This is a genomic window from Actinoallomurus acanthiterrae, assembly GCF_054775715.1.
Map to the genome: position 1 here is coordinate 1,329,313 of NZ_BAAHCO010000001.1, position 24,917 is coordinate 1,354,229.

Genomic DNA, 24,917 nt, shown 5'->3' on the forward strand with positions numbered 1-24,917 from the left:
AGCCGCCGCGCGGTCCCGCGCGGGGGCGGCCGGTGGCGTGGGCGGGTACGGACAGGTGCCCGCTTCCCCGTAAACTATGGGCTTCCTCACCCTCGCCCGAGGGGCGGAATGTCCATGTCTAGTCTTGACGTGGGGCCGCTGACGAGCGATGCTGCGGAGCAACTGTGATGCATACCGTGGCACTGCGCTCGACAGCGGTGTAGCGTTCGGCTACACTGCCCCTTTGCGCTGCCCTCTGACTATCCACACATCGACAGCCCCGTTTCGGCGGGGTTCCATCGGCGTGGATCGTCTGGCGTGCGCGCGTCGTCAGTCCGCCGCGAGCCCTCGGAAGGACCACTCTTGGCAGCCTCGCGCAACGCCTCGACAACCGCAACCGGTCCGAACCGCGTTTCTTTCGCGCGAATCAAGGAGCCTCTGGAAGTTCCGGATCTCCTCGCGCTGCAGACCGAGTCCTTTGACTGGTTGCTCGGTAACGAGAGGTGGAAGGCCCGGGTCAATGCGGCCCAGCAGGCCGGTCGTAAGGACGTCCCGACCCAGTCGGGACTCGAGGAGATCTTCGAAGAGATCAGTCCCATCGAAGACTTCTCCGGCACCATGTCCCTCTCGTTCCGGGATCACCGGTTCGAGCCGCCGAAGTACTCCGTCGAGGAGTGCAAAGACAAGGACATGACCTTCTCCGCCCCGATGTTCGTCACGGCGGAGTTCATCAACAACTCCACGGGGGAGATCAAGAGCCAGACGGTGTTCATGGGTGACTTCCCGCTCATGACGCCGCGAGGCACTTTCATCATCAACGGCACCGAGCGTGTCGTCGTCTCACAGCTCGTCCGATCGTCCGGCGTCTACTTCGACCGGGCCCTGGACAAGACGTCCGACAAGGACATCTTCGGCGTCAAGGTCATCCCGTCGCGCGGCGCGTGGCTGGAGTTCGAGGTCGACAAGCGCGACAACGTCGGCGTCCGCATCGACCGCAAGCGCAAGCAGAGCGTCACCGTCCTGCTCAAGGCGCTCGGTTGGGACGACGCCCGCATCCTTGAGCGCTGGGGCGACTACGAGTCCATGCGCGTCACCCTCGAGAAGGACCACACCACCGGGCAGGATGACGCCCTGCTCGACATCTACCGCAAGCTGCGCCCGGGCGAGCCTCCGACGAAGGAGTCCGCGCAGACGCTTCTGGAGAATCTCTACTTCAACCCGAAGCGTTACGACCTCGCCAAGGTCGGCCGCTACAAGGTCAACAAGAAGCTCGGCCTGGACCTGGACCTCACCCAGGGCACGCTGACCGAGGACGACATCGTCACGACCATCGACTACCTCGTCCGGCTGCACGCCGGTGAGGAGGAGGTGACGGGCCCGGCGGGTCGCACGATCCCCGTCGAGACCGACGACATCGACCACTTCGGCAACCGTCGTATCCGCTCGGTCGGCGAGCTGATCCAGAACCAGGTCCGCCTGGGTCTGGCCCGCATGGAGCGCGTCGTCCGCGAGCGCATGACCACGCAGGACGTCGAGGCGATCACGCCGCAGACCCTGATCAACATCCGCCCGGTCGTGGCGTCGATCAAGGAGTTCTTCGGCACCTCGCAGCTGTCGCAGTTCATGGACCAGACCAACCCGCTCGCGGGCCTGACGCACAAGCGGCGTCTGAACGCCCTCGGCCCGGGCGGTCTGTCCCGTGAGCGGGCGGGCATGGAGGTCCGTGACGTCCACCCGTCGCACTACGGCCGCATGTGCCCGATCGAGACGCCGGAAGGCCCGAACATCGGCCTGATCGGTTCGCTGAGCTCGTACGGGCGGGTCAACTCGTTCGGCTTCATCGAGACGCCGTACCGCAAGGTCGTCGACGGCCGGGTCACCGAGCAGATCGACTACCTCACCGCGGACGAGGAGGACCGGCACGTCGTCGCGCAGGCGAACACGCCTCTCGAGGACGACGGCACCTTCGTCGAGAACCGCGTCCTGGTCCGCCGGAAGGGCGGCGAGGTCGAGTTCATCCCGCCGTCCGAGGTCGACTACATGGACGTCTCGCCGCGCCAGATGGTGTCGGTCGCGACCGCCATGATCCCGTTCCTCGAGCACGACGACGCGAACCGCGCGCTCATGGGCTCCAACATGCAGCGCCAGTCCGTCCCGCTGCTGCGCAGCGAGGCGCCGCTGGTCGGCACCGGCATGGAGTACCGCGCGGCCACCGACGCCGGCGACGTCATCACCGCCGAGAAGGCGGGTGTCGTCGAGGAGGTCTCGGCCGACTACATCACCGTGATGAACGACGACGGCACGCGCACGACCTACCGTGTCGCCAAGTTCAAGCGGTCCAACCAGGGCACCTGCTTCAACCAGAAGCCCATCGTCGACGAGGGCCAGCGGGTCGAGGTCGGCACCGTGGTCGCCGACGGTCCGTGCACGGACGACGGCGAGATGGCGCTCGGCAAGAACCTCCTGGTGGCGTTCATGCCGTGGGAGGGCCACAACTACGAAGACGCGATCATCCTCTCCCAGCGTCTGGTGCAGGACGACGTCCTGTCCTCGATCCACATCGAGGAGCACGAGGTCGACGCCCGTGACACCAAGCTGGGCCCGGAGGAGATCACCCGGGACATCCCGAACGTCTCCGAAGAGGTCCTGTCCGACCTGGACGAGCGCGGCATCATCCGCATCGGCGCCGAGGTCACCACGGGCGACATCCTGGTCGGCAAGGTCACGCCGAAGGGCGAGACCGAGCTGACCCCGGAGGAGCGCCTGCTGCGCGCGATCTTCGGCGAGAAGGCCCGCGAGGTCCGCGACACCTCCCTGAAGGTGCCGCACGGCGAAGAGGGCAAGGTCATCGGGGTCCGCGTGTTCAGCCGGGAAGAGGGCGACGAGCTCCCGCCGGGCGTGAACGAGCTGGTCCGGGTGTACGTCGCCCAGAAGCGCAAGATCACCGATGGTGACAAGCTGGCCGGCCGTCACGGCAACAAGGGCGTCATCTCCAAGGTGCTGCCGATCGAGGACATGCCGTTCCTCGAGGACGGCACCCCGGTCGACATCGTCCTCAACCCGCTCGGTGTGCCCGGCCGAATGAACGTCGGCCAGGTACTGGAGACCCACCTCGGGTGGGTCGCCAGCCGAGGGTGGAAGGTCGACGGGGACGACGCCGAGTGGAAGCGCCAGCTGAAGGCCATCGGCGCGGACGCGGCCGACCCGGGCACCAACGTCGCCACTCCGGTGTTCGACGGCGCCCGCGAGGAGGAGATCACCGAGCTGCTCGACGCCACCATGCCGAACCGTGACGGCAACCGCATGGTGCAGAAGACCGGCAAGGCGCGGCTGTTCGACGGCCGCACCGGTGAGCCCTTCAAGGACCCGATCGCGGTCGGTTACATCTACATCCTGAAGCTGCTCCACCTGGTCGACGACAAGATCCACGCTCGTTCGACCGGCCCGTACTCCATGATCACCCAGCAGCCGCTCGGCGGTAAGGCCCAGTTCGGTGGCCAGCGCTTCGGTGAGATGGAGGTCTGGGCGCTGGAGGCGTACGGCGCCGCCTACGCCCTCCAGGAGCTGCTCACCATCAAGTCCGACGACGTCCTCGGCCGCGTGAAGGTGTACGAGGCCATCGTCAAGGGCGAGAACATCCCTGAGCCGGGCATCCCTGAGTCCTTCAAGGTGCTCATCAAGGAGATGCAGTCGCTGTGCCTCAACGTCGAGGTGCTCTCCAGCGACGGCATGTCCATCGAGATGCGTGACACCGACGAGGACGTCTTCCGCGCTGCGGAAGAGCTCGGCATCGACCTGTCCCGGCGTGAGCCGAGCAGTGTCGAAGAGGTCTGAGGGACGGGGAGCCGACGAGTGAACGACGTGGGAGGGCGGCACGGGCGCGCGACAGCGCCCGGCCGCCCACCCGCGGAGTGAGCGAGAAGGCGCCACGGACCTCGGAATCGGCATACGACAACAGGGGACTGGTTAACAAAGTGCTCGACGTCAACTTCTTCGACGAGCTGCGGATCGGCCTGGCCACGGCTGACGACATCCGGCAGTGGTCGCACGGCGAGGTCAAGAAGCCGGAGACGATCAACTACCGGACTCTCAAGCCGGAGAAGGACGGGCTCTTCTGCGAGAAGATCTTCGGTCCGACCCGGGACTGGGAATGCTACTGCGGTAAGTACAAGCGCGTCCGCTTCAAGGGCATCATCTGTGAGCGCTGCGGCGTCGAGGTGACCCGCGCCAAGGTCCGGCGTGAGCGGATGGGCCACATCGAGCTGGCCGCGCCCGTGACGCACATCTGGTACTTCAAGGGTGTGCCGAGCCGGCTGGGCTACCTGCTCGACCTGGCGCCCAAGGACCTCGAGAAGATCATCTACTTCGCGGCGTACATGATCACGCATGTCGACACCGAGATGCGTGAGCGCGACCTGCCGTCGCTGGAGGCCAAGGTCTCCGTGGAGCGGCAGCAGCTCGAGCAGCGCCGTGACGCCGACATCGAGTCCCGGCAGAAGAAGCTCGAGGCCGACCTGGCCGAGCTCGAGGCCGCCGGGGCGAAGGGCGACCAGCGCCGCAAGGTGCGTGAGGGCGCCGAGCGGGAGATGAAGCAGATCCGCGATCGGGCTCAGCGTGAGATCGATCGGCTCGACGAGGTCTGGAACCGCTTCCGCAACCTCAAGGTCCAGGACCTCGAGGGCGACGAGCTGCTCTACCGCGAGATGCGCGACCGCTTCGGCCGCTACTTCGAGGGCGGCATGGGCGCCGCGGCGATCCAGAAGCGCCTGGAGAACTTCGACCTCGACGCCGAGGCCGAGCGGCTGCGGGAGACCATCCGCAGCGGCAAGGGCCAGAAGAAGGCCCGCGCCCTCAAGCGCCTCAAGGTCGTCTCCGCGTTCCTCAACACCCGCAACAGCCCGCGGGGCATGGTGCTCGACTGCATCCCGGTGATCCCGCCGGACCTGCGCCCGATGGTGCAGCTCGACGGTGGCCGGTTCGCGACGAGCGACCTCAACGACCTGTACCGCCGGGTCATCAACCGGAACAACCGGCTGAAGAGGCTGCTCGACCTCGGTGCGCCCGAGATCATCGTCAACAACGAGAAGCGGATGCTGCAGGAGGCCGTCGACGCGCTGTTCGACAACGGCCGCCGCGGCCTGCCCGTCACCGGGCCGGGCAACCGTCCGCTCAAGTCGCTGTCCGACATGCTCAAGGGCAAGCAGGGCCGCTTCCGGCAGAACCTGCTGGGTAAGCGTGTCGACTACTCCGGCCGTTCGGTCATCGTCGTCGGCCCGCAGCTGCGGCTGCACCAGTGTGGTCTGCCCAAGCAGATGGCGCTGGAGCTGTTCAAGCCGTTCGTCATGAAGCGGCTGGTCGACCTCAACCACGCGCAGAACATCAAGAGCGCCAAGCGCATGGTCGAGCGGGCCCGCCCGGCCGTGTGGGACGTGCTCGAAGAGGTCATCACCGAGCACCCGGTGCTGCTCAACCGGGCGCCGACCCTGCACCGCCTGGGCATCCAGGCCTTCGAGCCGCAGCTGGTCGAGGGCAAGGCCATCCAGATCCACCCGCTCGTCTGCACCGCGTTCAACGCGGACTTCGACGGTGACCAGATGGCCGTGCACCTGCCGCTGTCGGCCGAGGCCCAGGCCGAGGCGCGCATCCTGATGCTCTCGACCAACAACATCCTCAAGCCGTCCGACGGCAAGCCGGTCACCATGCCGACCCAGGACATGGTCATCGGTCTGTTCTGGCTGACGACGGAGAAGGAAGGCGCCGACGGCGAGGGCCGCGCGTTCGCCAGCCTCTCCGAGGCGATCATGGCCTATGACCGGGGCGACCTGAACATCCAGGCCAAGATCAACATCCGGCTCAAGGACATCCCGCCGCCGCGCGGCTGGGTCGCTCCGGAGGGCTGGGAGACCGGTCAGCCGATCCGTCTCGAGACGACGCTCGGCCGGGCGCTGTTCAACGAGGCGCTGCCGCCGGACTACCCGTTCGTCAACTACGAGGTCGGCAAGAAGCAGCTGTCGGCGATCGTCAACGAGCTGGCCGAGACCTACCCGAAGGTCGATGTCGCGAACGCGCTGGACGCGCTGAAGGACACCGGCTTCCGGTGGGCCACCCGGTCCGGCGTGACCATCGCGATCGACGACGTCATCGCCCCGCCGAACAAGGCGGAGATCATGGCGTCGTACGAGCGGCGGGCCGACAAGGTCCAGCGCGAGTACGACCGTGGTCTGATCACCGACGACGAGCGCCGTCAGGAGCTCATCGAGATCTGGACCCACGCCACGGCCGACGTCGCCAAGGACATGGAGGCGGCCTTCCCCGCCACCAACCCGATCTGGATGATGATCAACTCCGGTGCGCGCGGTAACCCGCTGCAGCTCCGGCAGATCGCCGGTATGCGTGGTCTGGTCTCCAACCCCAAGGGTGAGACCATCCCGCGGCCGATCAAGTCGTCCTTCCGTGAGGGCCTGTCCGTGGTCGAGTACTTCATCGCCACGCACGGTGCCCGTAAGGGTCTGGCCGACACCGCCCTGCGTACCGCCGACTCGGGTTACCTGACCCGTCGTCTGGTGGACGTCGCGCAGGACGTGATCGTCCGTGAGGACGACTGCGGCACCGACCGTACGATCAAGTTCGCGATCGCGACCAAGGGCGCCGACGGCACCCTGACCAAGATCGCGAACTCCGAGAACAGCCTCGTCGGGCGCAACATCGCGAACGACATCGAGGTGGACGGCACCGTCCTGTTCCGGGCCGGCACGGACCTCAACGACGTGGTGCTCACCCGCCTCATCGAGGCGGGCGTCGCCGAGGTGCGCACCCGCTGCGCGCTGGTCTGCGAGTCCAAGATCGGTGTCTGCGCGATGTGCTACGGCCGTTCGCTGGCCACCGGCAAGCTCGTCGATGTCGGCGAGGCGGTCGGCATCATCGCCGCCCAGTCGATCGGTGAGCCCGGCACCCAGCTGACGATGCGGACCTTCCACACCGGTGGTGTGGCAGGTGTCGACATCACCCACGGTCTGCCGCGTGTCCAGGAGCTGTTCGAGGCGCGCGTCCCCAAGGGCGTCGCCCCGATCAGCGAGGTCGCCGGCCGGATCCGCATCGACGAGACCGAGAAGACCCGCAAGATCGTGGTCATCCCGGACGACGGTGGCGAGGAGATCGCCTACCCGGTGCCGATGCGGTCGCGGCTGAAGGTCCAGGAGGGCGAGCACGTCGAGGTCGGGCAGCAGCTCATCCAGGGCGCGATCAACCCGCACGAGGTGCTGCGCATCCTCGGCCCGCGCGCGGTCCAGCTGCACCTGGTCGACCAGGTGCAGGAGGTCTACCGCTCGCAGGGTGTGTCGATCCACGACAAGCACATCGAGATCATCGTTCGGCAGATGCTGAAGCGGGTCCAGGTGCTGGAGTCCGGCGACACCGACATGCTGCCCGGCGTCGAGCTGGTCGAGCGGCCGAAGTTCGAGGAGCTCAACCGCGCCGTCGTCGCCGAGGGCGGTCAGCCCGCGGTCGGCCGTCCGCAGCTCATGGGCATCACGAAGGCGTCGCTGGCCACCGAGTCGTGGCTGTCGGCGGCCTCCTTCCAGGAGACGACGCGGGTCCTCACGGACGCGGCGATCCACGCCAAGTCCGACCCGCTGGTCGGCCTGAAGGAGAACGTCATCATCGGTAAGCTCATCCCGGCCGGTACCGGCATGCCGCAGTACCGCAACATCCGGGTCGAGCCCACCGAAGAGGCCAAGGCCGCGGTCTACTCCGTCGGGTCCTACGACGAGGGCGCCGAGTACGCCTTCGGCCAGGGCTCCGGCGAGGCCGTTCCGCTGGAGGAGTACGACTTCGGTCAGTACAACCGCTGATTTCCAGCCAGGCCAGGGGCCGCCTCCGGGTTTCCGGGGGCGGCCCCTGGGTCTTTTTCGGGCGACCGCGTACGAGGTCGGTGATTTGCGGTCATGCCGGTGACCAGGCACTCTTGTTCGGTGAACCAGCGGAGGACGCATCGGCCGGTGGCCGACGATCTGACCGGGAAGGCCGTGCGACACCGGCCTTCGGGTGAGGTCGTGCGGCCGGCCTGCCGAAGGCGAGTCGCCCGCGGAGCCAGCGCTGAAGGAGTCTGACGATGACCGAGCAGAACGGCGGCCAGGGATCACACTGGCCACCGCCGGAGCAGCAAGGATCGTCCGAACCGCCCGACAGCGACAAGGGCGCCGCCCCGGGCGGGCAGGACCAGCCGAAGGACCCGGCGCCGCCCACGCCCGAGGAGCCGTCCGCGGACGTCCTCGAGTCGGGCCGCACGGTCATGTTCGGCGCCCCGAGGCGTCCCGCCACTCCGCCCGCGCCCGCTGAGGGCGAGGACAAGGCGGAGAGCGGCGAGAGCACGCCCGGCGAGCAGGCACCGCCGTCGTACGGGACCCCCGGGCAGCCGGGGACGTACGGCCAGCCGGGCACACCGCCCGCCTACGGCACCCCGGGGGCACCGCCCCCGCCGCCTCCCTACGGTCAGCAGCCGTACGGCCAGCCGGGCACACCCCCGCCGTACGGCCAGCAGCCCTATGGACAACAGCCCTACGGCCATCCGGGTGAGCAGCCCCCGCCGCCGTACGGCCAGCAGCCTTATGGCCAGCCGCCCGCCGGCCAGCAGCCGTACGGGCAGCCGGGCACGCCTCCGCCGTACGGTCAGCAGCCGTACGGCCAGCCGGGCACGCCGCCGCCCTACGGTCAGCAGCCCTACGGGCAGCCGGGCGAGCAGGCCTCTCCGTACGCCTCGCCGGGTCAGCAGGCCCCGTACGGTCAGCCGGGCGAGCAGCCGGGCTCGCCCTACGGGCAGCAGGGGGAGCCGCCGGCGTCGCCGTACGGGCAGCCCGGCGAGCAGCCGAACACGTCGTACGGCTCACCGGGAGAGCAGCAGGGCCCGTCCTACGGTCAGCCGGGCCAGCAGCCCGGGGCGCCCTACGGGCAGCAGCCGTACGGACAGCCGCCCGCAGGCCCGTCCTCGTACGGTCAGCCCTCCGGCGAGCAGGGCGGGCAGCAGCAGCCGTCGTACGGCGAGCCAGGGCCCTACGGGCAGCCCGGATACTCCCAGCCGTACGGTCAGCAGCCCTTCGGCCAGAGCGCTCCACCGTTCGGCGAGCCGGGCGGCTCCGCCGGTTCCCGCGAGCCGGAGGCCGGGTCCTCGGCTCCGTCGCCAGGCGCGGAGGAGGACGACGCCGAGCGCACCACGGTCGCGCCGCCGTCGGGCTCAACCGGCGAGCAGCAGGCTCCGACCGCGGATGGCGGCTTCAACGCCGCCGCGACCACGGCCTTCTCGACGGGCGAGCAGCAGGCTCCGCCTGCGGACGGTGGCTTCAACGCCGCCGCGACCACGGCCTTCCGGCCCTCCGAGGGCGAGGAAGGCACCGGGAGCACGGGCGAGCAGTCGCCTCCCTCGTCGTTCGGGGCATCGTCTCCGTCGGCCGGCGGCACCGACCTGCCTCAGCCGCCCTCCACGATGCTGGACCGGCCGCTCGACGCGGAGTCCTCCGGCGGCGAGCCGTCGTCGCAGACCGGCGATCTGCCGGTCTTCGGCGCGCCCGCGGGCGACGTCCCCGCGTACGGCGCCCCGGGCGCGGCCGAGTCCGCGCCGAGCGGGTCCCAGCCGGGCGACGACCAGGGCGACGACGAGAGCGGCGGCACGGAGCGCACGATGCTCGTACCGCCTCCGGAGGCGGGCTTCGCGGCTCAGAGCCGCGTGGACGAGGATCCCCGCCCGTACGGCTCGGACCAGCCCCCTGGCGCGGCGTCGGACATCGACGGCGTCAGCACCACCTCCTTCGGCCAGCCCTCTTCGACCGGGGAGCAGCCGCCGTACGGCGGGCAGCCGGTCGGCGAGTCCGGTCCGCGGCCGTGGGCGCCTCCGACGCCCGGTGGCGAGTCGGGCGGGGGACCGCAGCACGACTCCGGCCCGCAGGCCTTCGGCCAGGGGCCAGGGCAGCCGCAGGGCTTCCCGCAGCAGGGATACGGCCAGCCGGCCTACGGCCAGCAGGGATACGGTCAGCAGCAGGCCCAAGGCCCGCAGGGTCCAGGCCAGCAGGGCACCGGCCCCCAGGGGCAGCCTCAGGGCCAGGGCCAGCAGGCCTATGGTCAGCAGGGATACGGCCAGCAGCAGGACCAGCAGGGCACCGGTCCGCAGGCTCCGGGCCAGCAGGCTTACGGCCAGCAGGGCTACGGCCAGCAGCAGGGTTACGGCCAGCCCGGTCAGCAGCAGCCCGGTCAGCCGGGCTATGGTCAGCAGCAGGCGTACGGTCAGCAGCCGTCGCCGTACGGCGGCCAGCAGTCCTTCGGCGAGGGCGGCTTCCCCGGCTACGGCCAGGCGCAGTCCTCCTCCCGAGAGGACGAGTCGCGGCGCAAGCTCTTCATCGCGCTCGGCGCCGGCGCGGTGGTGCTGGTGATCCTCGTCCTCGTGCTGATCCTCGCCTTGTGAGGCCGGGAGTTCGGGGGTGCCTCTTTCCCCGAGCGGACGCGTAGGACAGAATGCCGACGGGAACATCCGTCGGCATTCTGGCGTTCTCCTAGTGAACGTCCCCCGGCGATTTTCGGCGTGGCGGGGCTTGTTTTGACCTCACGCGCAGGTGTTAGGTAGTCTCTCCCTTCGTGCCCGCGGGTTCGCGGGTTCAACGTGCGTGCACAGTCGGTCGTGGTGACCATCCTCGCGATGGTGAGCCTGACCAGCGTGCGGTGCGGATTCGACTCCCCCGAGTTCGTCGGCCCATTTTCGGGCCGTCGAAGATGTGGCCGGCGCGACACGCCCGACCACGGGGGTGGGGGACGAGGACAAAACTGCAGGTCCTGGCCGCGTAAGTGGTTCGCGACCTGGAGCTGTGCGAGAGCACGGCAGCCAACCAGACTTACCGGCTCAGTACGAGGAAGACGGAGACGCGGTGCCCACGATCCAGCAGCTGGTCCGCAAGGGCCGCCAGGACAAGGTGACCAAGAACAAGACCCCGGCGCTCAAGGGGAGCCCGCAGCGCCGTGGAGTCTGCACGCGCGTCTACACGACGACGCCCAAGAAGCCCAACTCGGCGCTTCGCAAGGTCGCCCGTGTCCGGCTGACGAGCGGGATCGAGGTCACTGCCTACATCCCCGGCGTCGGACACAACCTGCAGGAGCACTCCATCGTGCTCGTGCGCGGTGGCCGTGTGAAGGACCTCCCCGGTGTTCGGTACAAGATCATCCGGGGGTCGCTCGACACCCAGGGTGTTCGGAACCGGAAGCAGGCGCGCAGCCGCTACGGCGCGAAGAAGGAGAAGAGCTGACATGCCTCGCAAGGGTCCCGCAGGCAAGCGCCAGCTGATCGCTGACCCGGTGTACAACTCACCGCTGGTCACCTCGCTGGTCAACAAGGTCCTGCTCGACGGCAAGCGGTCGATCGCGCAGAGTATCGTTTACGACGCACTCGAGGGTTGCCGCGAGAAGACCGGCAACGACCCGGTCGTGACGCTGAAGCGCGCGCTCGACAACGTGAAGCCGACCCTCGAGGTCCGCAGCCGGCGTGTCGGTGGCGCCACCTACCAGGTGCCGGTCGAGGTGCGCCCGGCCCGCAGCACCACCCTGGCGCTGCGCTGGCTGGTGCTGTACGCCCGGCAGCGCCGTGAGAAGACCATGACCGAGCGGCTGATGAACGAGCTGCTCGACGCGAGCAACGGCCTCGGCGCGAGTGTCAAGAAGCGCGAGGACACCCACAAGATGGCGGAGTCCAACAAGGCCTTCGCGCACTACCGCTGGTAATTCCAGCATCTAGTCGTACGAGACAACGAGGACGCAGAAAGTGGCTACCAAGACCGGCGTAGACCTGGCCAAGGTCCGAAACATCGGGATCATGGCCCACATCGACGCGGGCAAGACCACCACCACCGAGCGGATCCTGTACTACACCGGCGTCAACTACAAGATCGGTGAGGTTCATGAGGGCGCTGCCACCATGGACTGGATGGAACAGGAGCAGGAGCGCGGCATCACGATCACGTCCGCCGCGACCACCTGCCACTGGACGGTTGACGACGTCGATCACACCATCAACATCATCGACACGCCCGGTCACGTCGACTTCACCGTCGAGGTGGAGCGCTCGCTGCGGGTTCTTGACGGTGCGGTCGCCGTGTTCGACGGTGTCGCCGGTGTGGAGCCGCAGTCGGAGACGGTCTGGCGGCAGGCCGACCGCTACAACGTGCCGCGGATCTGCTTCGTCAACAAGCTGGACCGCGTCGGCGCGGAGTTCCACCGCTGCGTCGACATGATCGTGGACCGGCTGCACGCCACGCCGCTGGTGCTGCAGATCCCGATCGGCGCCGAGGCCGACTTCAAGGGCGTCGTGGACCTGGTCCGCATGAAGGCCCTGGTGTGGAGCGCCGAGGCTGCCAAGGGCGAGATGTACGACGTCGTCGACATCCCCGACACGCACCTCGACGCCGCCCGCGAGTGGCACGACAAGCTGGTCGAGACGCTGGCCGAGGCCGACGACGAGATCATGGAGCTGTACCTCGAGGGGCACGAGCCCACGACGGAGCAGCTGATCCCGGCCATCCGCCGGGCCACGATCGCGGGCAACCTCACCCCGGTAACCTGCGGCACCGCGTTCAAGAACAAGGGCGTTCAGCCCCTGCTCGACGCGATCGTCAACTACCTTCCCTCGCCGCTCGACGTCGAGGCCATTCAGGGCCACGACATGCGCGACGAGGAGAAGGCGATCGAGCGCAAGCCGAGCGAGGACGAGCCGTTCGCGGCGCTGGCGTTCAAGATCATGAGCGACCCGCACCTCGGCAAGCTGACCTTCATTCGCGTCTACTCGGGCGTGCTGGAGTCCGGTTCCTCGGTCCTGAACAGCGTGAAGGACCGCAAGGAGCGCATCGGCAAGATCTACCGCATGCACGCGAACAAGCGTGAGGAGATCGAGCGCGTGGGCGCCGGCGACATCGTCGCGGTGATGGGTCTCAAGCAGACCACCACCGGCGAGACGCTGGCCGACGACAAGAAGCCGGTCATCCTGGAGTCGATGACCTTCCCCGCGCCGGTCATCAACGTCGCGATCGAGCCGAAGACGAAGGCCGACCAGCAGAAGCTGGGCACCGCGATCCAGCGGCTCGCCGAGGAGGACCCGTCCTTCCAGGTGCGGACCGACGAGGAGACCGGCCAGACCATCATCTCCGGCATGGGCGAGCTGCACCTCGAGGTGCTGGTCGACCGCATGAAGCGCGAGTTCAAGGTCGAGGCCAACGTCGGCCGGCCGCAGGTCGCCTACCGCGAGACCATCCGCCGCAAGGTGGAGAAGGTCGAGTACACCCACAAGAAGCAGACGGGTGGCTCGGGCCAGTTCGGTCGCGTGATCATCGACCTGGAGCCCCTCGGCGGCGGTAGCGACGGCTACGAGTTCGAGAACAAGGTCACCGGTGGCCGCATCCCCCGGGAGTACATCCCGTCGGTGGACGCGGGCTGCCAGGAGGCGGCCGAGTTCGGCGTGCTCGCCGGCTACCCGCTCGTCGGCGTCAAGGTGACGCTGCAGGACGGCGCCTATCACGACGTCGACTCCTCGGAGCTGGCGTTCAAGATCGCCGGGTCCATGGCGTTCAAGGAGGCGGCCCGCAAGGCCGACGCCACGCTGCTGGAGCCGATGATGGCCGTCGAGGTGACCACGCCCGAGGACTACATGGGCGATGTCATCGGCGACCTGAACGGCCGCCGCGGCCAGATCCAGGAGATGGGCGAGCGCTCCGGCGTACGCGTCATCAAGGCGATCGTGCCGCTCTCGGAGATGTTCGGCTACGTGGGTGACCTGCGCAGCAAGACCCAGGGCCGGGCGGTGTTCACCATGCAGTTCGACTCCTACGCCGAGGTTCCGGGGAACGTCGCGCAGGAGATCATCGCCAAGGCGCGGGGCGAATAACCGCACTGCGGCGCAAGACCAACCACTGAAGGAACGCGGTCGTTCAGACGGCCGAGGATCGGAACAAGGAGACACCGGTGGCCAAGGCCAAGTTCGAGCGGACGAAGCCGCACGTAAACATCGGCACCATTGGACACATCGACCACGGTAAGACCACGCTTACCGCGGCGATTACCAAGGTGCTCCATGACAAGCACCCCGACCTCAACCCCTTCACGCCGTTCGAGGACATCGACAAGGCGCCGGAGGAGCGGGAGCGGGGCATCACGATCTCGATCGCCCACGTCGAGTACCAGACGGAGAAGCGTCACTACGCTCACGTCGACTGCCCGGGTCACGCCGACTACATCAAGAACATGATCACCGGTGCCGCCCAGATGGACGGCGCGATCCTGGTGGTCGCGGCGACCGACGGCCCGATGCCGCAGACCAAGGAGCACGTGCTCCTGGCCCGCCAGGTCGGCGTGCCGTACATCGTCGTGGCGCTCAACAAGGCCGACATGGTCGACGACGAGGAGATCCTCGAGCTCGTCGAGCTGGAGGTCCGCGAGCTGCTGTCCGAGTACGAGTTCCCGGGCGACGACGTTCCGGTCGTCCGCGTCTCGGCGCTCAAGGCGCTCGAGGGCGACGCCGAGTGGGGCGCGAAGATCGCCGAGCTCATGGACGCCTGCGACGAGAACATCCCGGAGCCGGTCCGTGAGACCGACAAGCCGTTCCTGATGCCGATCGAGGACGTCTTCTCGATCACCGGTCGCGGCACCGTCGTCACCGGCCGCATCGAGCGTGGCGTCGTCAACGTCAACGAGACCGTCGACATCATCGGCATCAAGGAGACCGCGACCACCACCACGGTCACGGGCGTCGAGATGTTCCGCAAGCTGCTCGACCAGGGCCAGGCGGGCGACAACGTCGGTCTGCTCCTGCGTGGCATCAAGCGCGAGGACGTCGAGCGCGGCCAGTGTGTCATCAAGCCGGGCACGAACACCCCGCACACCGAGTTCGAGGCGCAGGTCTACATCCTGTCCAAGGACGAGGGCGGCCGGCACACGCCGTTCTTCAACAACTACCGCCCGCAGTTCTACTTCCGGACCACGGACGTGACCGGCGTCGTGCACCTGCCCGAGGGCACCGAGATGGTCATGCCGGGCGACAACACCGAGATGCGCGTCGAGCTCATCCAGCCCATCGCGATGGAGGAAGGCCTCCGCTTCGCGATCCGCGAGGGCGGCCGCACCGTCGGTGCCGGCCGTGTGACCAAGATCCTCAAGTAGTAACCACCGCGAGGCGGCGGCCGGGCTCGCCACAGAGTCCGGCCGCCGCACCGCGAGATAGCAGACCCAGCGGCACTAGGAAGCAAAGGACACCGAGGCCACCATGGCGGGACAGAAGATCCGCATCCGGCTCAAGGCCTACGACCACGAGATCATCGACACTTCGGCGCGCAAGATCGTCGAGACGGTGACGCGCACGGGCGCGAAGGTCGCCGGCCCGGTGCCGCTGCCGACCGAGAAGAACGTGTACTGCGTCATCCGCTCGCCGCACAAGTACAAGGACAGCCGCGAGCACTTTGAGATGCGCACGCACAAGCGCCTGATCGACATCATCGATCCGACGCCCAAGACGGTCGACTCGCTCATGCGGCTCGACCTGCAGGCCGGCGTCGACATCGAGATCAAGCTCTAAGGACGCTTCGAGAGATGAGTAAGCAGAGAAAGGGCGTCCTGGGCGAGAAGCTCGGCATGACCCAGGTTTTCGACGATGAGGGCCGGATCGTGCCGGTAACCGTCGTCCAGGCCGGGCCGTGCGTCGTCACCCGGGTCCGCACGCCAGAGACCGACGGCTACTCCGCCGTCCAGCTCGGCTTTGGCCAGATCGACCCGCGCAAGGTGAACAAGCCCTCCACCGGGCACTTCGAGAAGGCCGGCGTCACGCCGCGCCGTCACCTCGTCGAACTGCGCACCGACGACGCCACCGAGTACGAGCTCGGCCAGGAGATCACCGTTGAGGCCTTCGAGGCCGGCCAGCGGATCGACGTCACCGGCCGCAGCAAGGGCAAGGGCACCGCGGGTGTCATGAAGCGCCACGGCTTCAAGGGCCTCAGCGCCTCGCACGGTACCCAGCGCAAGCACCGTTCGCCGGGTTCGATCGGCGGGTGCGCCACCCCGGGCCGCGTGTTCAAGGGCCTGCGCATGGCCGGTCGTCACGGCAACGCCCGTATCACCGTCCAGAACCTCACCGTGCACGCCATCGACACCGAGAAGAACCTGCTGCTGATCAAGGGCGCGGTTCCCGGTCCGAACGGCGGCCTCGTCCTGGTTCGCACCGCCGCGAAGGGGGCGAAGTAAGTGACCACCAAGCTGGACGTCGAGCTGGCCCCGGAGATCTTCGAGGCCAAGGTCAACGTGCCGCTGATTCACCAGGTGGTCGTGGCCCAGCTGGCCGCGGCTCGCCAGGGCACGCACAAGACCAAGACCCGCGGTGAGGTCTCCGGTGGCGGCAAGAAGCCGTACCGGCAGAAGGGCACCGGTCGCGCTCGTCAGGGCTCCACCCGTGCGCCGCAGTTCGCCGGCGGTGGCACCGTCCACGGCCCGCAGCCGCGCTCGTACGAGCAGAAGACGCCGAAGAAGATGAAGGCGGCCGCGCTGCGCGGCGCGCTGTCGGACCGCGCCCGCTACGGCCGGGTGCACGTGGTGTCGAACCTGATCGAGGGAGAGACGCCCAAGACCAAGACGGCGCTGTCGGCGCTGCGCGAGATCAGCGAGGCGGAGAAGATCCTCCTCGTGCTCGACCGCGAGGACGAGCTCACCTGGAAGAGCCTGCGCAACGTCCCCGAGATCCACGTGATCGTCGAGGACCAGCTCAACACGTACGACGTGCTCTGCAGCGATGAGGTCGTGTTCACCGAGGCCGCGTACCAGGCGTTCGTGAGCCGTGTGAGCGGGAAGGAGAGCGCGAAGTGAAGATCGCCGACCCGCGCGACATCCTCATCGCGCCCGTGATCTCTGAGAAGAGCTACGGGCTGCTCGATGAGAACAAGTACACGTTCGAGGTCCGCACCGACGCGAACAAGACCCAGATCCGGCAGGCCGTCGAGGCCGTCTTCGGGGTCAAGGTCACGGGCGTGAACACCATCAACCGGCAGGGCAAGCGCAAGCGCACCCGGTTCGGTTACGGCAAGCGCAAGGACACCAAGCGGGCCATCGTCAGCCTGGCCGACGGTGAGCGGATCGACATCTTCGGCGGCCCGGTCAGCTGACCGGGGGAACCGAAGAGACGAAATAAGGGATGAACGAAAAAGATGGGCATCCGTAAGTACAAGCCGACGACCCCGGGCCGTCGCGGTTCGAGCGTGGCCGACTTTGTCGAGGTCACCCGGACCGAGCCCGAGAAGTCGCTGGTGCGTCCGCTCCCGAAGAAGGGCGGCCGTAACACGCACGGCCGTATCACCGCCCGCCACCAGGGCGGCGGTCACAAGCGCTCGTACCGTGTCATCGACTTCCGGCGCGCCGACAAGGACGGCGTTCCGGCGAAGGTCGCGCACATCGAGTACGACCCGAACCGCACCGCGCGGATCGCGCTGCTGCACTACGCCGACGGGGAGAAGCGCTACATCCTCTGCCCGACCGGCGTGAAGCAGGGCGACCGAATCGAGAACGGTCCGGGCGCCGACATCAAGCCGGGCAACTGCCTGCCGCTGCGCAACATCCCCACCGGTACGGTCGTGCACGCCATCGAGCTGCGGCCGGGCGGCGGCGCCAAGCTGGCCCGGTCGGCCGGCTCCGGCGCGCAGCTGCTGGCCAAGGAGGGCAAGTACGCCACGCTGCGTATGCCCTCCGGTGAGATGCGCATGGTCGACGTCCGCTGCCGCGCCACCGTCGGTGAGGTCGGCAACTCCGAGCAGTCGAACATCAACTGGGGTAAGGCCGGCCGTATGCGGTGGAAGGGCAAGCGCCCGACCGTCCGCGGTGTCGCGATGAACCCGATCGACCACCCGCACGGTGGTGGTGAGGGCAAGACCTCCGGTGGTCGTCACCCGTCGAGCCCCTGGGGCCAGCCCGAGGGCCGCACCCGTAAGGCGAACAAGCCGTCCGATCGGCTCATCGTCCGTCGTCGTAGCAAGAAGAAGCGGTAGGAGCCCACGATGCCACGTAGCCTTAAGAAGGGCCCTTTCGTGGACGTCCACCTTCAGAAGAAGGTGGACGTGCAGAACGAGAAGGGCACCAAGAACGTCATCAAGACGTGGTCGCGGCGCTCCATGATCGTCCCCGACATGCTCGGGCACACGATCGCCGTGCACGACGGCCGCAAGCACGTTCCGGTGTTCGTCACCGAGGCCATGATCGGTCACAAGCTCGGGGAGTTCGCCCCGACGCGGACGTTCAAGGGCCACATCAAGGAAGACCGCCGCAGCCGCCGAGGCTGAGCGAAACCGCAGAAGGTACGAGAGCGAGGAAACAGCGATGGAAGCCAGGGCCCAGGCGCGGTACGCCCGCGTCACGCCCAGAAAGGCCCGCCGCGTGGTGGACCTCATCCGTGGCCTGCCGGCCACGGAGGCTCAGGCGGTGCTGCGGTTCGCCCCTCAGGCTGCGAGCGAGCCGGTGTACAAGGTGCTCTCGAGCGCCATCGCCAACGCCGAGCACAACAGCCAGCTCGAGGCCGACACGCTCTGGGTGAGCCGGGCGTGGGTCGACGAGGGACCGACGCTGAAGCGTTACCGCCCGCGGTCGATGGGGCGTGCGTACCGCATCAACAAGCGCACGAGCCACATCACGGTCGTGGTCGAGTCGCGGTCCGAGGGCGAGAAGTCCAACGGCCGTAAGAAGACTAGGAGGACCCGCTAGTGGGGCAGAAGATCAACCCGCACGGGTTCCGGTTGGGCATCACCACCGACTTCAAGAGCCGGTGGTACGCCGACAAGCTGTACAAGGACTACGTCAAGGAAGACGTGGCGATCCGCCGGATGCTGACCCGCGGCATGGACCGCGCCGGCATCTCCAAGGTCGAGATCGAGCGCACCCGTGACCGCGTCCGCGTCGACATCCACACCGCCCGTCCCGGCATCGTCATCGGCCGGCGGGGCGCGGAGGCCGACCGCATCCGCGGCGACCTCGAGAAGCTGACCGGCAAGCAGGTCCAGCTGAACATCCTCGAGGTCAAGAACCCGGAGGTCGACGCGCAGCTCGTCGCCCAGGGCGTTGCCGAGCAGCTGTCCAGCCGGGTCGCGTTCCGCCGTGCGATGCGTAAGGCCATCCAGAGCGCCATGAAGAGCGGCGCGAAGGGCATCAAGGTCCAGTGCGGCGGCCGCCTCGGCGGCGCCGAGATGTCGCGCTCGGAGTTCTACCGCGAGGGCCAGGTGCCCCTGCACACGCTCCGCGCCGACATCGACTACGGGTTCTACGAGGCCCGGACCACCTTCGGCCGGATCGGCGTGAAGGTCTGGATCTACAAGGGCGAGGCGCCGACGAGCCGCGCCGAGCGCGAGGCGCAGCAGGCCAAGGAGCGGGCCGCCGGTGGCGGTCGTCGCGAGCGGCCGCAGCGTCGTGGCGGTGGCGGCGGCGGTGGCGGCGGTGGCCGTCGCGGCGAGCGCGGTGGCGACCGCGGTGGTCGGCAGCAGCAGACCACGTCCGCGCCCGCCGGTGCCGAGCAGCAGTCGAACGAGGCGGCCACTCCGTCCAGCACGGGTGAGGGGAGCTGAATAACCAATGCTGATCCCTCGCAGGGTCAAGCACCGCAAGCAGCACCACCCGAAGCGGCGTGGGATGGCTAAGGGCGGCACGAAGGTCACCTTCGGCGAGTACGGCATTCAGGCCGTCGAGGGCGCCTACGTGACCAACCGGCAGATCGAGGCCGCTCGTATCGCCATGACCCGGCACATCAAGCGTGGCGGAAAGGTGTGGATCAACATCTACCCCGACCGTCCGCTGACCAAGAAGCCGGCCGAGACCCGGATGGGTTCCGGTAAGGGTTCGCCGGAGTGGTGGATCGCCAACGTCAAGCCCGGGCGCGTGATGTTCGAGCTGGCCGGAGTGCCCGAGCCCCTGGCTCGCGAAGCGCTCCGCCGCGCGATGCACAAGCTCCCGATGAAGTGCAAGTTCGTGAAGCGTGAAGTAGGTGAGGCGTGATGGCCAAGGGCCTTACCGCTGACGATCTGCGGACCCAGCCCGAGGCTGAGCTCGTCACCAAGCTCAAGGAGGCGAAGGAGGAGCTGTTCAACCTCCGCTTCCAGGCTGCGACGGGCCAGCTCGAGACTCACGGACGGCTTCGGGAAGTGAAGCGGGAGATCGCCCGCATCTACACCGTGATGCGGGAGCGGGAGCTCGGCATCGTCGAGTTCGCCGAGGAGCCCGTGGAGGAGTCCACCGATGAGTGAGCAGAACACCGAGACGCGGAACTACCGCAAGATCCGTGAGGGTCTCGTGGTCAGCGACAAGATGGACAAGACCGTCGTCGTCGCCGTCGAGGACCGTGTCAAGCACCCGCTGTACGGCAAGATCATCCGCCGTACGACGAAGTACAAGGCGCACGACGAGGCCAACGCCTGTGGCGTCGGCGACCGGGTTCGTCTCATGGAGACCCGCCCGATGTCCGCCACGAAGCGGTGGCGCGTCGTGGAGATCCTTGAGAAGGCCAAGTAACTGGCAGTCGCCGCCAAGCGGCTGAGGATCGAATCCGCCAGGCTCACAACGAGAACCGGCGGGAAATACAGGAGTAGACGTGATCCAGCAGGAGTCGCGACTCAAGGTCGCCGACAACACGGGTGCCAAGGAGATTCTGTGCATCCGCGTTCTCGGCGGCTCGGGTCGGCGCTATGCGGGCATCGGTGACATCATCGTCGCCACCGTGAAGGACGCCCTTCCCGGTGCCGGCGTCAAGAAGGGTGATGTCGTTAAGGCCGTCGTCGTGCGCACCCGCAAGGAGCGGGGCCGTCCCGACGGCTCCTACATCCGCTTCGACGAGAACGCGGCCGTCCTGATCAAGGACGGCGGCGACCCGCGCGGCACGCGTATCTTCGGCCCGGTCGGCCGGGAGCTGCGTGAGAAGCGGTTCATGCGCATCATCTCGCTGGCGCCGGAGGTGCTGTGATGAAGATCAAGAAGGGCGACGAGGTCGTCGTCATCGCGGGCAAGGACAAGGGTGCGACCGGGAAGGTCATCACGGCCGACCCCAAGCGCGAGCGTGTGGTCGTCGAGGGCGTGAACATGGTGAAGCGCCACACCAAGGAGACGAACCAGGGCCCGCGTGGCGCCAAGGAGGGCGGGGTCGTCACCAAGGAGGGGTCGATCCACGTCAGCAACGTGATGCTGCTGGAGAACGGCAAGCGCACTCGCGTCGGCTACCGCGTCAACGAAGACGGCACGAAGGTTCGCATCTCGCGCCGTACCGGTAAGGAAATCTGATGACCGCCGACACGACTACGCAAGAGACCCCGCAGCCGCGGCTCAAGCTGCGCTACCGCGAGGAGATCGCGAAGGCGCTGAAGGAAGAGTTCGGCTACGCCAACGTCATGCAGATCCCGGGCGTGACCAAGGTCAAGGTCAACATGGGCGTCGGTGACGCCGCCCGCGACTCGAAGCTCATCGAGGGCGCGGTGCGCGACCTGACGACCATCACCGGCCAGAAGCCCGCGGTCGCCCGCGCGAAGAAGTCCATCGCGCAGTTCAAGCTGCGCGAGGGCATGCCGATCGGCGCGCACGTGACGCTGCGCGGCGACCGCATGTGGGAGTTCCTCGACCGGCTGCTCTCGCTGGCCCTGCCCCGCATCCGTGACTTCCGCGGCCTGTCGCCGAAGCACTTCGACGGCAACGGCAACTACACGTTCGGGCTCACCGAGCAGGTGATGTTCCACGAGATCGACCCCGACAAGGTCGACCGCCAGCGCGGCATGGACATCACGATCGTGACCACCGCGAAGACCGACGACGAGGGCCGGGCGCTGCTGCGCGCCCTGGGCTTCCCGTTCAAGGAGAACTGAGATGGCGAAGAAGGCTCTGATCGCCAAGGCGAACCGGAAGCCCAAGCACGCCGTGCGCGCCTACACTCGGTGCTCGCGGTGCGGGCGTCCGCGTGCCGTCTTCCGCAAGTTCGGCCTGTGCCGGATCTGCTTCCGGGAGATGGCGCACCGCGGCGAGCTGCCCGGCATCACCAAGTCCAGCTGGTAACCACCGGCTTCTCGATAATGACCGACCGGGCGCCTGGACGAAAGGCGCCCACGACCGCGTCGTAGGTCCGTGAGGTACGGAAACCGCGGCGAGGAGGGCCAGTAGGCCATGACGATGACCGACCCGATCGCAGACATGTTGACGCGTCTGCGGAACGCGAATTCGGCGTACCACGACACCGTGAATATGCCGTACTCGAAGATCAAGGCGCACATCGCCGAGATCCTCCAGCAGGAGGGTTACATCTCGGGATGGAGCGTCGAGGACGCCGAGGTCGGCAAGAAGCTCGTAGTCGACCTCAAGTTCGGCCCGAGCCGGGAGCGCTCGATCGCCGGGCTCAAGCGGGTGTCCAAGCCGGGCCTGCGGGTCTACGCGAAGAAGGACAACCTGCCGAAGGTCCTCGGTGGTCTCGGCGTCGCGATCATCTCGACGTCCTCCGGCCTCATGACCGACAAGCAGGCCGGCAAGCACGGTGTGGGCGGGGAAGTCCTCGCCTACGTCTGGTGAGGGGAGGGACACAAGCATGTCGCGCATCGGACGTCTGCCCGTTCCCGTTCCCAGTGGCGTCGACGTCAAGGTCGATGGCCAGGAGGTCACGGTCAAGGGCCCCAAGGGCGAACTGAAGCACACGGTGGCTCGGCCGATCGAGGTCGTTCAGGAGAACGGCGAGATCAAGGTCGACCGCCCCAGCGACGAGGGTCCGGTCCGTGCCCTGCACGGCCTCACCCGGTCGCTGATCAACAACATGGTCATCGGCGTGACGCAGGGCTACAGCAAGACGATGGAGATCGTCGGCGTCGGCTACCGCGTTCAGGCCAAGGGCAGCAACCTCGAGTTCTCGCTCGGCTACAGCCACTCGATCACGGTCGAGCCCCCGGCGGGCATCACCTTCCGTGTCGAGCGGCCGACGCAGTTCGTCGTCGAGGGCATCGACAAGCAGAAGGTCGGCGAGGTCGCCGCGAACATCCGCAAGCTGCGCAAGCCCGACCCGTACAAGGGCAAGGGCGTGCGGTACCAGGGTGAGCAGATCCGCCGCAAGGTCGGAAAGGCTGGTAAGTAGACATGGCTGCGAGCAAGACTCAGGTCCGTTCGCGGACCGCTTCGCGCGCCGCGTCGCGGACCCGCCGGCACCTGCGCGTCCGCAAGAAGGTCCAGGGCACGCCGCAGCGGCCGCGCCTGGTCGTGACGCGTTCGACCAAGCACATGTTCGCGCAGATCATCGACGACCTGGCCGGTCACACGCTGGCGTCGGCGTCCACGCTGGACGCCACGCTCCGCACGGCCGAGGGCGACAAGACCGCCAAGGCGCGCAAGGTCGGCGAGCTCCTCGCCGAGCGGGCGCGCGAGGCGGGCATCAGCGCGGTGGTCTTCGACCGCGCCGGGCATCGCTACCACGGCCGTATCGCGGCTCTGGCGGACGGCGCCCGAGAGGGCGGGCTGGAGTTCTGATGGCCTGCGAATCGCACCTGATGACGCATGAGAAGAGGAACCACTAATGGCAGCACCACGTCGTGGCGGCGGCGAGCGGCGCGACCGGCGTGATGACCGCCGCGGTGGCGCCGACAAGGGACAGTCGTACATCGAGCGCGTCGTAGCGATCAACCGGGTCGCCAAGGTCGTCAAGGGCGGCCGGCGCTTCAGCTTCACGGCGCTCGTCGTCGTGGGCGACGGCAACGGCACCGTCGGGGTCGGTTACGGCAAGGCCAAGGAGGTGCCCGCGGCGATCGCCAAGGGCGTCGAGGAGGCCAAGAAGCACTTCTTCAAGGTGCCGCGCATCCAGGGCACCATCCCGCACACCAGCCAGGGTGAGGAGGCCGCGGGCGTCGTCATGCTCAAGCCGGCCAGCCCCGGTACCGGTGTGATCGCGGGTGGCCCGGTGCGCGCGGTCCTGGAGTGCGCGGGCATCCACGACGTCCTGTCGAAGTCGCTGGGCTCGTCCAACGCGATCAACATCGTGCACGCGACGGTCGCGGCCCTCAAGCAGCTCAACCGGCCCGAGGAGATCGCGGCCAAGCGTGGGCTGCCGATCGAGGACGTCGCTCCGGCCGCGATGCTCCGTGCCCGTGCTGCGGGCAGCGAGCCCCGGCAGGAGGCGGCATCGTGAGCAACCTGAAGATCACGCAGGTCAAGTCGCAGATCGGTGGCAAGCAGAACCAGCGTGACACCCTGCGTACGCTCGGGCTCAAGCGGATCGGCCACAGCGTCGTCCGCGAGGACCGCCCCGAGGTGGTCGGGATGATCAACACCGTTCGCCACCTCGTGACCGTCGAGGAGGTCGACTGACATGGGCGCAGAGACCCCGCTGAGGCCGCATCACCTGCGGCCGGCGCCGGGCGCCCACAAGGCCAAGACCCGTAAGGGCCGTGGCGAGGCGTCCAAGGGCAAGACCGCCGGACGTGGCACGAAGGGCACGAAGGCTCGTACCACCGTGCCCGTCGGCTTCGAGGGCGGCCAGATGCCGCTGATCCGCCGGGTTCCGAAGCTCAAGGGCTTCAAGAACCCGTTCCGGGTCGAGTACCAGGTCGTGAACGTGGCCAAGATCGCCGAGCTCTTCCCGGAGGGTGGCGAGGTCACGCCGGAGGGCCTGGTGGCGAAGGGCGCCGTGCGCGCCGGCCGTCCGGTCAAGGTCCTCGGTACCGGTGACATCTCCGTAACGGTTCAGGTCAAGGCGCACGCCTTCTCCGGCTCCGCGAAGGAGAAGATCGCTGGTGCCGGAGGCACGGCCGAAGAGCTGTGAGTCAAAGCCCTTGTGGGATTCGCCCCCGCCGTACGGTGGCGGGGGCGGCAATCCCCACAAGGGCTGTTAGAGTTCGACCGGCGACACTTTCGCCGCAACTTGAGGATCGACTGAGGCCCGTGAGCGGCCATAGGCC

General features: G+C 67.9%; 28 protein-coding genes. All 28 read left to right on the forward strand.

What is annotated here, in order from left to right; genetic code table 11:
- The first annotated feature begins 342 nt into the window (after nt 1-342).
- Nucleotides 343-3,813, forward strand: a complete 3,471-nt coding sequence (gene rpoB, locus ACYVF7_RS06570; RefSeq protein WP_460336400.1) for a DNA-directed RNA polymerase subunit beta — start codon at nt 343-345, stop codon at nt 3,811-3,813.
- 140 nt (nt 3,814-3,953) lie between these two features.
- A complete protein-coding gene (locus ACYVF7_RS06575) occupies nt 3,954-7,829 on the forward strand; it encodes a DNA-directed RNA polymerase subunit beta' (protein WP_460336402.1) in 3,876 nt (1,291 codons plus the stop codon).
- Nucleotides 7,830-8,089: 260 nt separating this feature from the next.
- Nucleotides 8,090-10,429: a DNA polymerase III subunit gamma/tau domain-containing protein gene (locus tag ACYVF7_RS06580; RefSeq protein ID WP_460336405.1), complete on the forward strand. Its 2,340-nt coding sequence runs from the start codon at nt 8,090-8,092 to the stop codon at nt 10,427-10,429.
- A gap of 457 nt (nt 10,430-10,886) precedes the next feature.
- Nucleotides 10,887-11,261 (forward strand): 30S ribosomal protein S12, encoded by a 375-nt coding sequence (gene rpsL / locus ACYVF7_RS06585; protein WP_019632621.1) that lies wholly within the window; start codon nt 10,887-10,889, stop codon nt 11,259-11,261.
- A 1-nt stretch (nt 11,262) separates the two neighbouring features.
- Entirely contained in the window at nt 11,263-11,733 is a 471-nt protein-coding gene (gene rpsG, locus ACYVF7_RS06590; RefSeq protein WP_252780395.1) for a 30S ribosomal protein S7, read from the forward strand.
- 40 nt (nt 11,734-11,773) lie between these two features.
- Complete coding sequence (fusA, locus tag ACYVF7_RS06595; RefSeq protein ID WP_460336410.1) at nt 11,774-13,885, forward strand: elongation factor G; 2,112 nt, start codon at nt 11,774-11,776, stop codon at nt 13,883-13,885.
- Between the two features lie 77 nt (nt 13,886-13,962).
- Entirely contained in the window at nt 13,963-15,156 is a 1,194-nt protein-coding gene (gene tuf / locus ACYVF7_RS06600; RefSeq protein WP_460336413.1) for an elongation factor Tu, read from the forward strand.
- A 103-nt stretch (nt 15,157-15,259) separates the two neighbouring features.
- Complete coding sequence (gene rpsJ, locus ACYVF7_RS06605) at nt 15,260-15,568, forward strand: 30S ribosomal protein S10 (RefSeq protein ID WP_460336416.1); 309 nt, start codon at nt 15,260-15,262, stop codon at nt 15,566-15,568.
- Nucleotides 15,569-15,582: 14 nt separating this feature from the next.
- A complete protein-coding gene (gene rplC / locus ACYVF7_RS06610) occupies nt 15,583-16,230 on the forward strand; it encodes a 50S ribosomal protein L3 (protein ID WP_460336419.1) in 648 nt (215 codons plus the stop codon).
- Nucleotides 16,231-16,845, forward strand: a complete 615-nt coding sequence (rplD, locus tag ACYVF7_RS06615; RefSeq protein ID WP_460336422.1) for a 50S ribosomal protein L4 — start codon at nt 16,231-16,233, stop codon at nt 16,843-16,845.
- A complete protein-coding gene (gene rplW, locus ACYVF7_RS06620) occupies nt 16,842-17,141 on the forward strand; it encodes a 50S ribosomal protein L23 (protein WP_252780425.1) in 300 nt (99 codons plus the stop codon). The genes rplD and rplW overlap by 4 nt, the downstream gene beginning before the upstream one ends.
- A 42-nt stretch (nt 17,142-17,183) precedes the next feature.
- Nucleotides 17,184-18,017 (forward strand): 50S ribosomal protein L2, encoded by an 834-nt coding sequence (gene rplB / locus ACYVF7_RS06625; RefSeq protein ID WP_460336425.1) that lies wholly within the window; start codon nt 17,184-17,186, stop codon nt 18,015-18,017.
- Between the two features lie 9 nt (nt 18,018-18,026).
- On the forward strand, nt 18,027-18,308 hold the full coding sequence (rpsS, locus tag ACYVF7_RS06630; RefSeq protein ID WP_460336428.1) for a 30S ribosomal protein S19: 282 nt from the start codon (nt 18,027-18,029) through the stop codon (nt 18,306-18,308).
- A 37-nt stretch (nt 18,309-18,345) separates the two neighbouring features.
- Entirely contained in the window at nt 18,346-18,726 is a 381-nt protein-coding gene (gene rplV, locus ACYVF7_RS06635) for a 50S ribosomal protein L22 (RefSeq protein WP_360894410.1), read from the forward strand.
- Nucleotides 18,726-19,580 carry a 30S ribosomal protein S3 gene (gene rpsC, locus ACYVF7_RS06640; RefSeq protein ID WP_460336431.1) on the forward strand — a complete coding sequence of 285 codons (855 nt, stop codon included), beginning with the start codon at nt 18,726-18,728 and terminating at the stop codon, nt 19,578-19,580. Before rplV ends, rpsC begins: the two co-directional genes overlap by 1 nt.
- 7 nt (nt 19,581-19,587) lie before the next feature.
- The gene (gene rplP / locus ACYVF7_RS06645) at nt 19,588-20,007 is read left to right on the forward strand and encodes a 50S ribosomal protein L16 (RefSeq protein WP_252780460.1); all 420 of its coding nucleotides are present in this window, start codon (nt 19,588-19,590) and stop codon (nt 20,005-20,007) included.
- Nucleotides 20,007-20,255 (forward strand): 50S ribosomal protein L29, encoded by a 249-nt coding sequence (rpmC, locus tag ACYVF7_RS06650; protein ID WP_252780978.1) that lies wholly within the window; start codon nt 20,007-20,009, stop codon nt 20,253-20,255. Before rplP ends, rpmC begins: the two co-directional genes overlap by 1 nt.
- Complete coding sequence (rpsQ, locus tag ACYVF7_RS06655; RefSeq protein ID WP_252780482.1) at nt 20,248-20,520, forward strand: 30S ribosomal protein S17; 273 nt, start codon at nt 20,248-20,250, stop codon at nt 20,518-20,520. The genes rpmC and rpsQ overlap by 8 nt, the downstream gene beginning before the upstream one ends.
- Nucleotides 20,521-20,599: 79 nt before the next feature.
- Nucleotides 20,600-20,968, forward strand: a complete 369-nt coding sequence (gene rplN, locus ACYVF7_RS06660) for a 50S ribosomal protein L14 (RefSeq protein WP_252780494.1) — start codon at nt 20,600-20,602, stop codon at nt 20,966-20,968.
- A complete protein-coding gene (gene rplX, locus ACYVF7_RS06665; protein WP_460336437.1) occupies nt 20,968-21,282 on the forward strand; it encodes a 50S ribosomal protein L24 in 315 nt (104 codons plus the stop codon). The genes rplN and rplX overlap by 1 nt, the downstream gene beginning before the upstream one ends.
- Nucleotides 21,282-21,857 (forward strand): 50S ribosomal protein L5, encoded by a 576-nt coding sequence (rplE, locus tag ACYVF7_RS06670; protein ID WP_360894420.1) that lies wholly within the window; start codon nt 21,282-21,284, stop codon nt 21,855-21,857. Before rplX ends, rplE begins: the two co-directional genes overlap by 1 nt.
- A 1-nt stretch (nt 21,858) precedes the next feature.
- On the forward strand, nt 21,859-22,044 hold the full coding sequence (locus ACYVF7_RS06675; RefSeq protein WP_252780511.1) for a type Z 30S ribosomal protein S14: 186 nt from the start codon (nt 21,859-21,861) through the stop codon (nt 22,042-22,044).
- A 108-nt stretch (nt 22,045-22,152) separates the two neighbouring features.
- On the forward strand, nt 22,153-22,551 hold the full coding sequence (gene rpsH, locus ACYVF7_RS06680; protein ID WP_360894424.1) for a 30S ribosomal protein S8: 399 nt from the start codon (nt 22,153-22,155) through the stop codon (nt 22,549-22,551).
- Nucleotides 22,552-22,567: 16 nt separating this feature from the next.
- The gene (rplF, locus tag ACYVF7_RS06685) at nt 22,568-23,104 is read left to right on the forward strand and encodes a 50S ribosomal protein L6 (protein WP_460336442.1); all 537 of its coding nucleotides are present in this window, start codon (nt 22,568-22,570) and stop codon (nt 23,102-23,104) included.
- Between the two features lie 2 nt (nt 23,105-23,106).
- Nucleotides 23,107-23,493, forward strand: coding sequence for a 50S ribosomal protein L18 (rplR, locus tag ACYVF7_RS06690; RefSeq protein ID WP_433176397.1), 387 nt, complete (start codon nt 23,107-23,109; stop codon nt 23,491-23,493).
- A gap of 46 nt (nt 23,494-23,539) precedes the next feature.
- Nucleotides 23,540-24,148 carry a 30S ribosomal protein S5 gene (gene rpsE / locus ACYVF7_RS06695; RefSeq protein WP_345429315.1) on the forward strand — a complete coding sequence of 203 codons (609 nt, stop codon included), beginning with the start codon at nt 23,540-23,542 and terminating at the stop codon, nt 24,146-24,148.
- Nucleotides 24,145-24,327 (forward strand): 50S ribosomal protein L30, encoded by a 183-nt coding sequence (rpmD, locus tag ACYVF7_RS06700; protein ID WP_345429316.1) that lies wholly within the window; start codon nt 24,145-24,147, stop codon nt 24,325-24,327. Before rpsE ends, rpmD begins: the two co-directional genes overlap by 4 nt.
- A gap of 1 nt (nt 24,328) precedes the next feature.
- On the forward strand, nt 24,329-24,781 hold the full coding sequence (gene rplO, locus ACYVF7_RS06705) for a 50S ribosomal protein L15 (RefSeq protein WP_460336447.1): 453 nt from the start codon (nt 24,329-24,331) through the stop codon (nt 24,779-24,781).
- Nucleotides 24,782-24,917 lie beyond the last annotated feature (136 nt).

What these genes read in the sequence shown, in the direction of transcription:
- rpsQ (WP_252780482.1), top strand. Translation starts at nt 20,248, where the DNA reads ATGAGTGAGCAGAACACCGAGACGCGGAACTACCGCAAGATCCGTGAG.
- rpsG (WP_252780395.1), top strand. Translation starts at nt 11,263, where the DNA reads ATGCCTCGCAAGGGTCCCGCAGGCAAGCGCCAGCTGATCGCTGACCCG.
- rplP (WP_252780460.1), top strand. Translation starts at nt 19,588, where the DNA reads ATGCTGATCCCTCGCAGGGTCAAGCACCGCAAGCAGCACCACCCGAAG.
- rplE (WP_360894420.1), top strand. Translation starts at nt 21,282, where the DNA reads ATGACCGCCGACACGACTACGCAAGAGACCCCGCAGCCGCGGCTCAAG.
- rpsJ (WP_460336416.1), top strand. Translation starts at nt 15,260, where the DNA reads ATGGCGGGACAGAAGATCCGCATCCGGCTCAAGGCCTACGACCACGAG.
- rplO (WP_460336447.1), top strand. Translation starts at nt 24,329, where the DNA reads ATGGGCGCAGAGACCCCGCTGAGGCCGCATCACCTGCGGCCGGCGCCG.
- rplB (WP_460336425.1), top strand. Translation starts at nt 17,184, where the DNA reads ATGGGCATCCGTAAGTACAAGCCGACGACCCCGGGCCGTCGCGGTTCG.
- rplF (WP_460336442.1), top strand. Translation starts at nt 22,568, where the DNA reads ATGTCGCGCATCGGACGTCTGCCCGTTCCCGTTCCCAGTGGCGTCGAC.
- ACYVF7_RS06675 (WP_252780511.1), top strand. Translation starts at nt 21,859, where the DNA reads ATGGCGAAGAAGGCTCTGATCGCCAAGGCGAACCGGAAGCCCAAGCAC.
- rpmC (WP_252780978.1), top strand. Translation starts at nt 20,007, where the DNA reads ATGGCCAAGGGCCTTACCGCTGACGATCTGCGGACCCAGCCCGAGGCT.
- ACYVF7_RS06580 (WP_460336405.1), top strand. Translation starts at nt 8,090, where the DNA reads ATGACCGAGCAGAACGGCGGCCAGGGATCACACTGGCCACCGCCGGAG.
- rpsH (WP_360894424.1), top strand. Translation starts at nt 22,153, where the DNA reads ATGACGATGACCGACCCGATCGCAGACATGTTGACGCGTCTGCGGAAC.
- rplR (WP_433176397.1), top strand. Translation starts at nt 23,107, where the DNA reads ATGGCTGCGAGCAAGACTCAGGTCCGTTCGCGGACCGCTTCGCGCGCC.
- rpsS (WP_460336428.1), top strand. Translation starts at nt 18,027, where the DNA reads ATGCCACGTAGCCTTAAGAAGGGCCCTTTCGTGGACGTCCACCTTCAG.
- rplV (WP_360894410.1), top strand. Translation starts at nt 18,346, where the DNA reads ATGGAAGCCAGGGCCCAGGCGCGGTACGCCCGCGTCACGCCCAGAAAG.
- rplC (WP_460336419.1), top strand. Translation starts at nt 15,583, where the DNA reads ATGAGTAAGCAGAGAAAGGGCGTCCTGGGCGAGAAGCTCGGCATGACC.
- rpsE (WP_345429315.1), top strand. Translation starts at nt 23,540, where the DNA reads ATGGCAGCACCACGTCGTGGCGGCGGCGAGCGGCGCGACCGGCGTGAT.
- rplX (WP_460336437.1), top strand. Translation starts at nt 20,968, where the DNA reads ATGAAGATCAAGAAGGGCGACGAGGTCGTCGTCATCGCGGGCAAGGAC.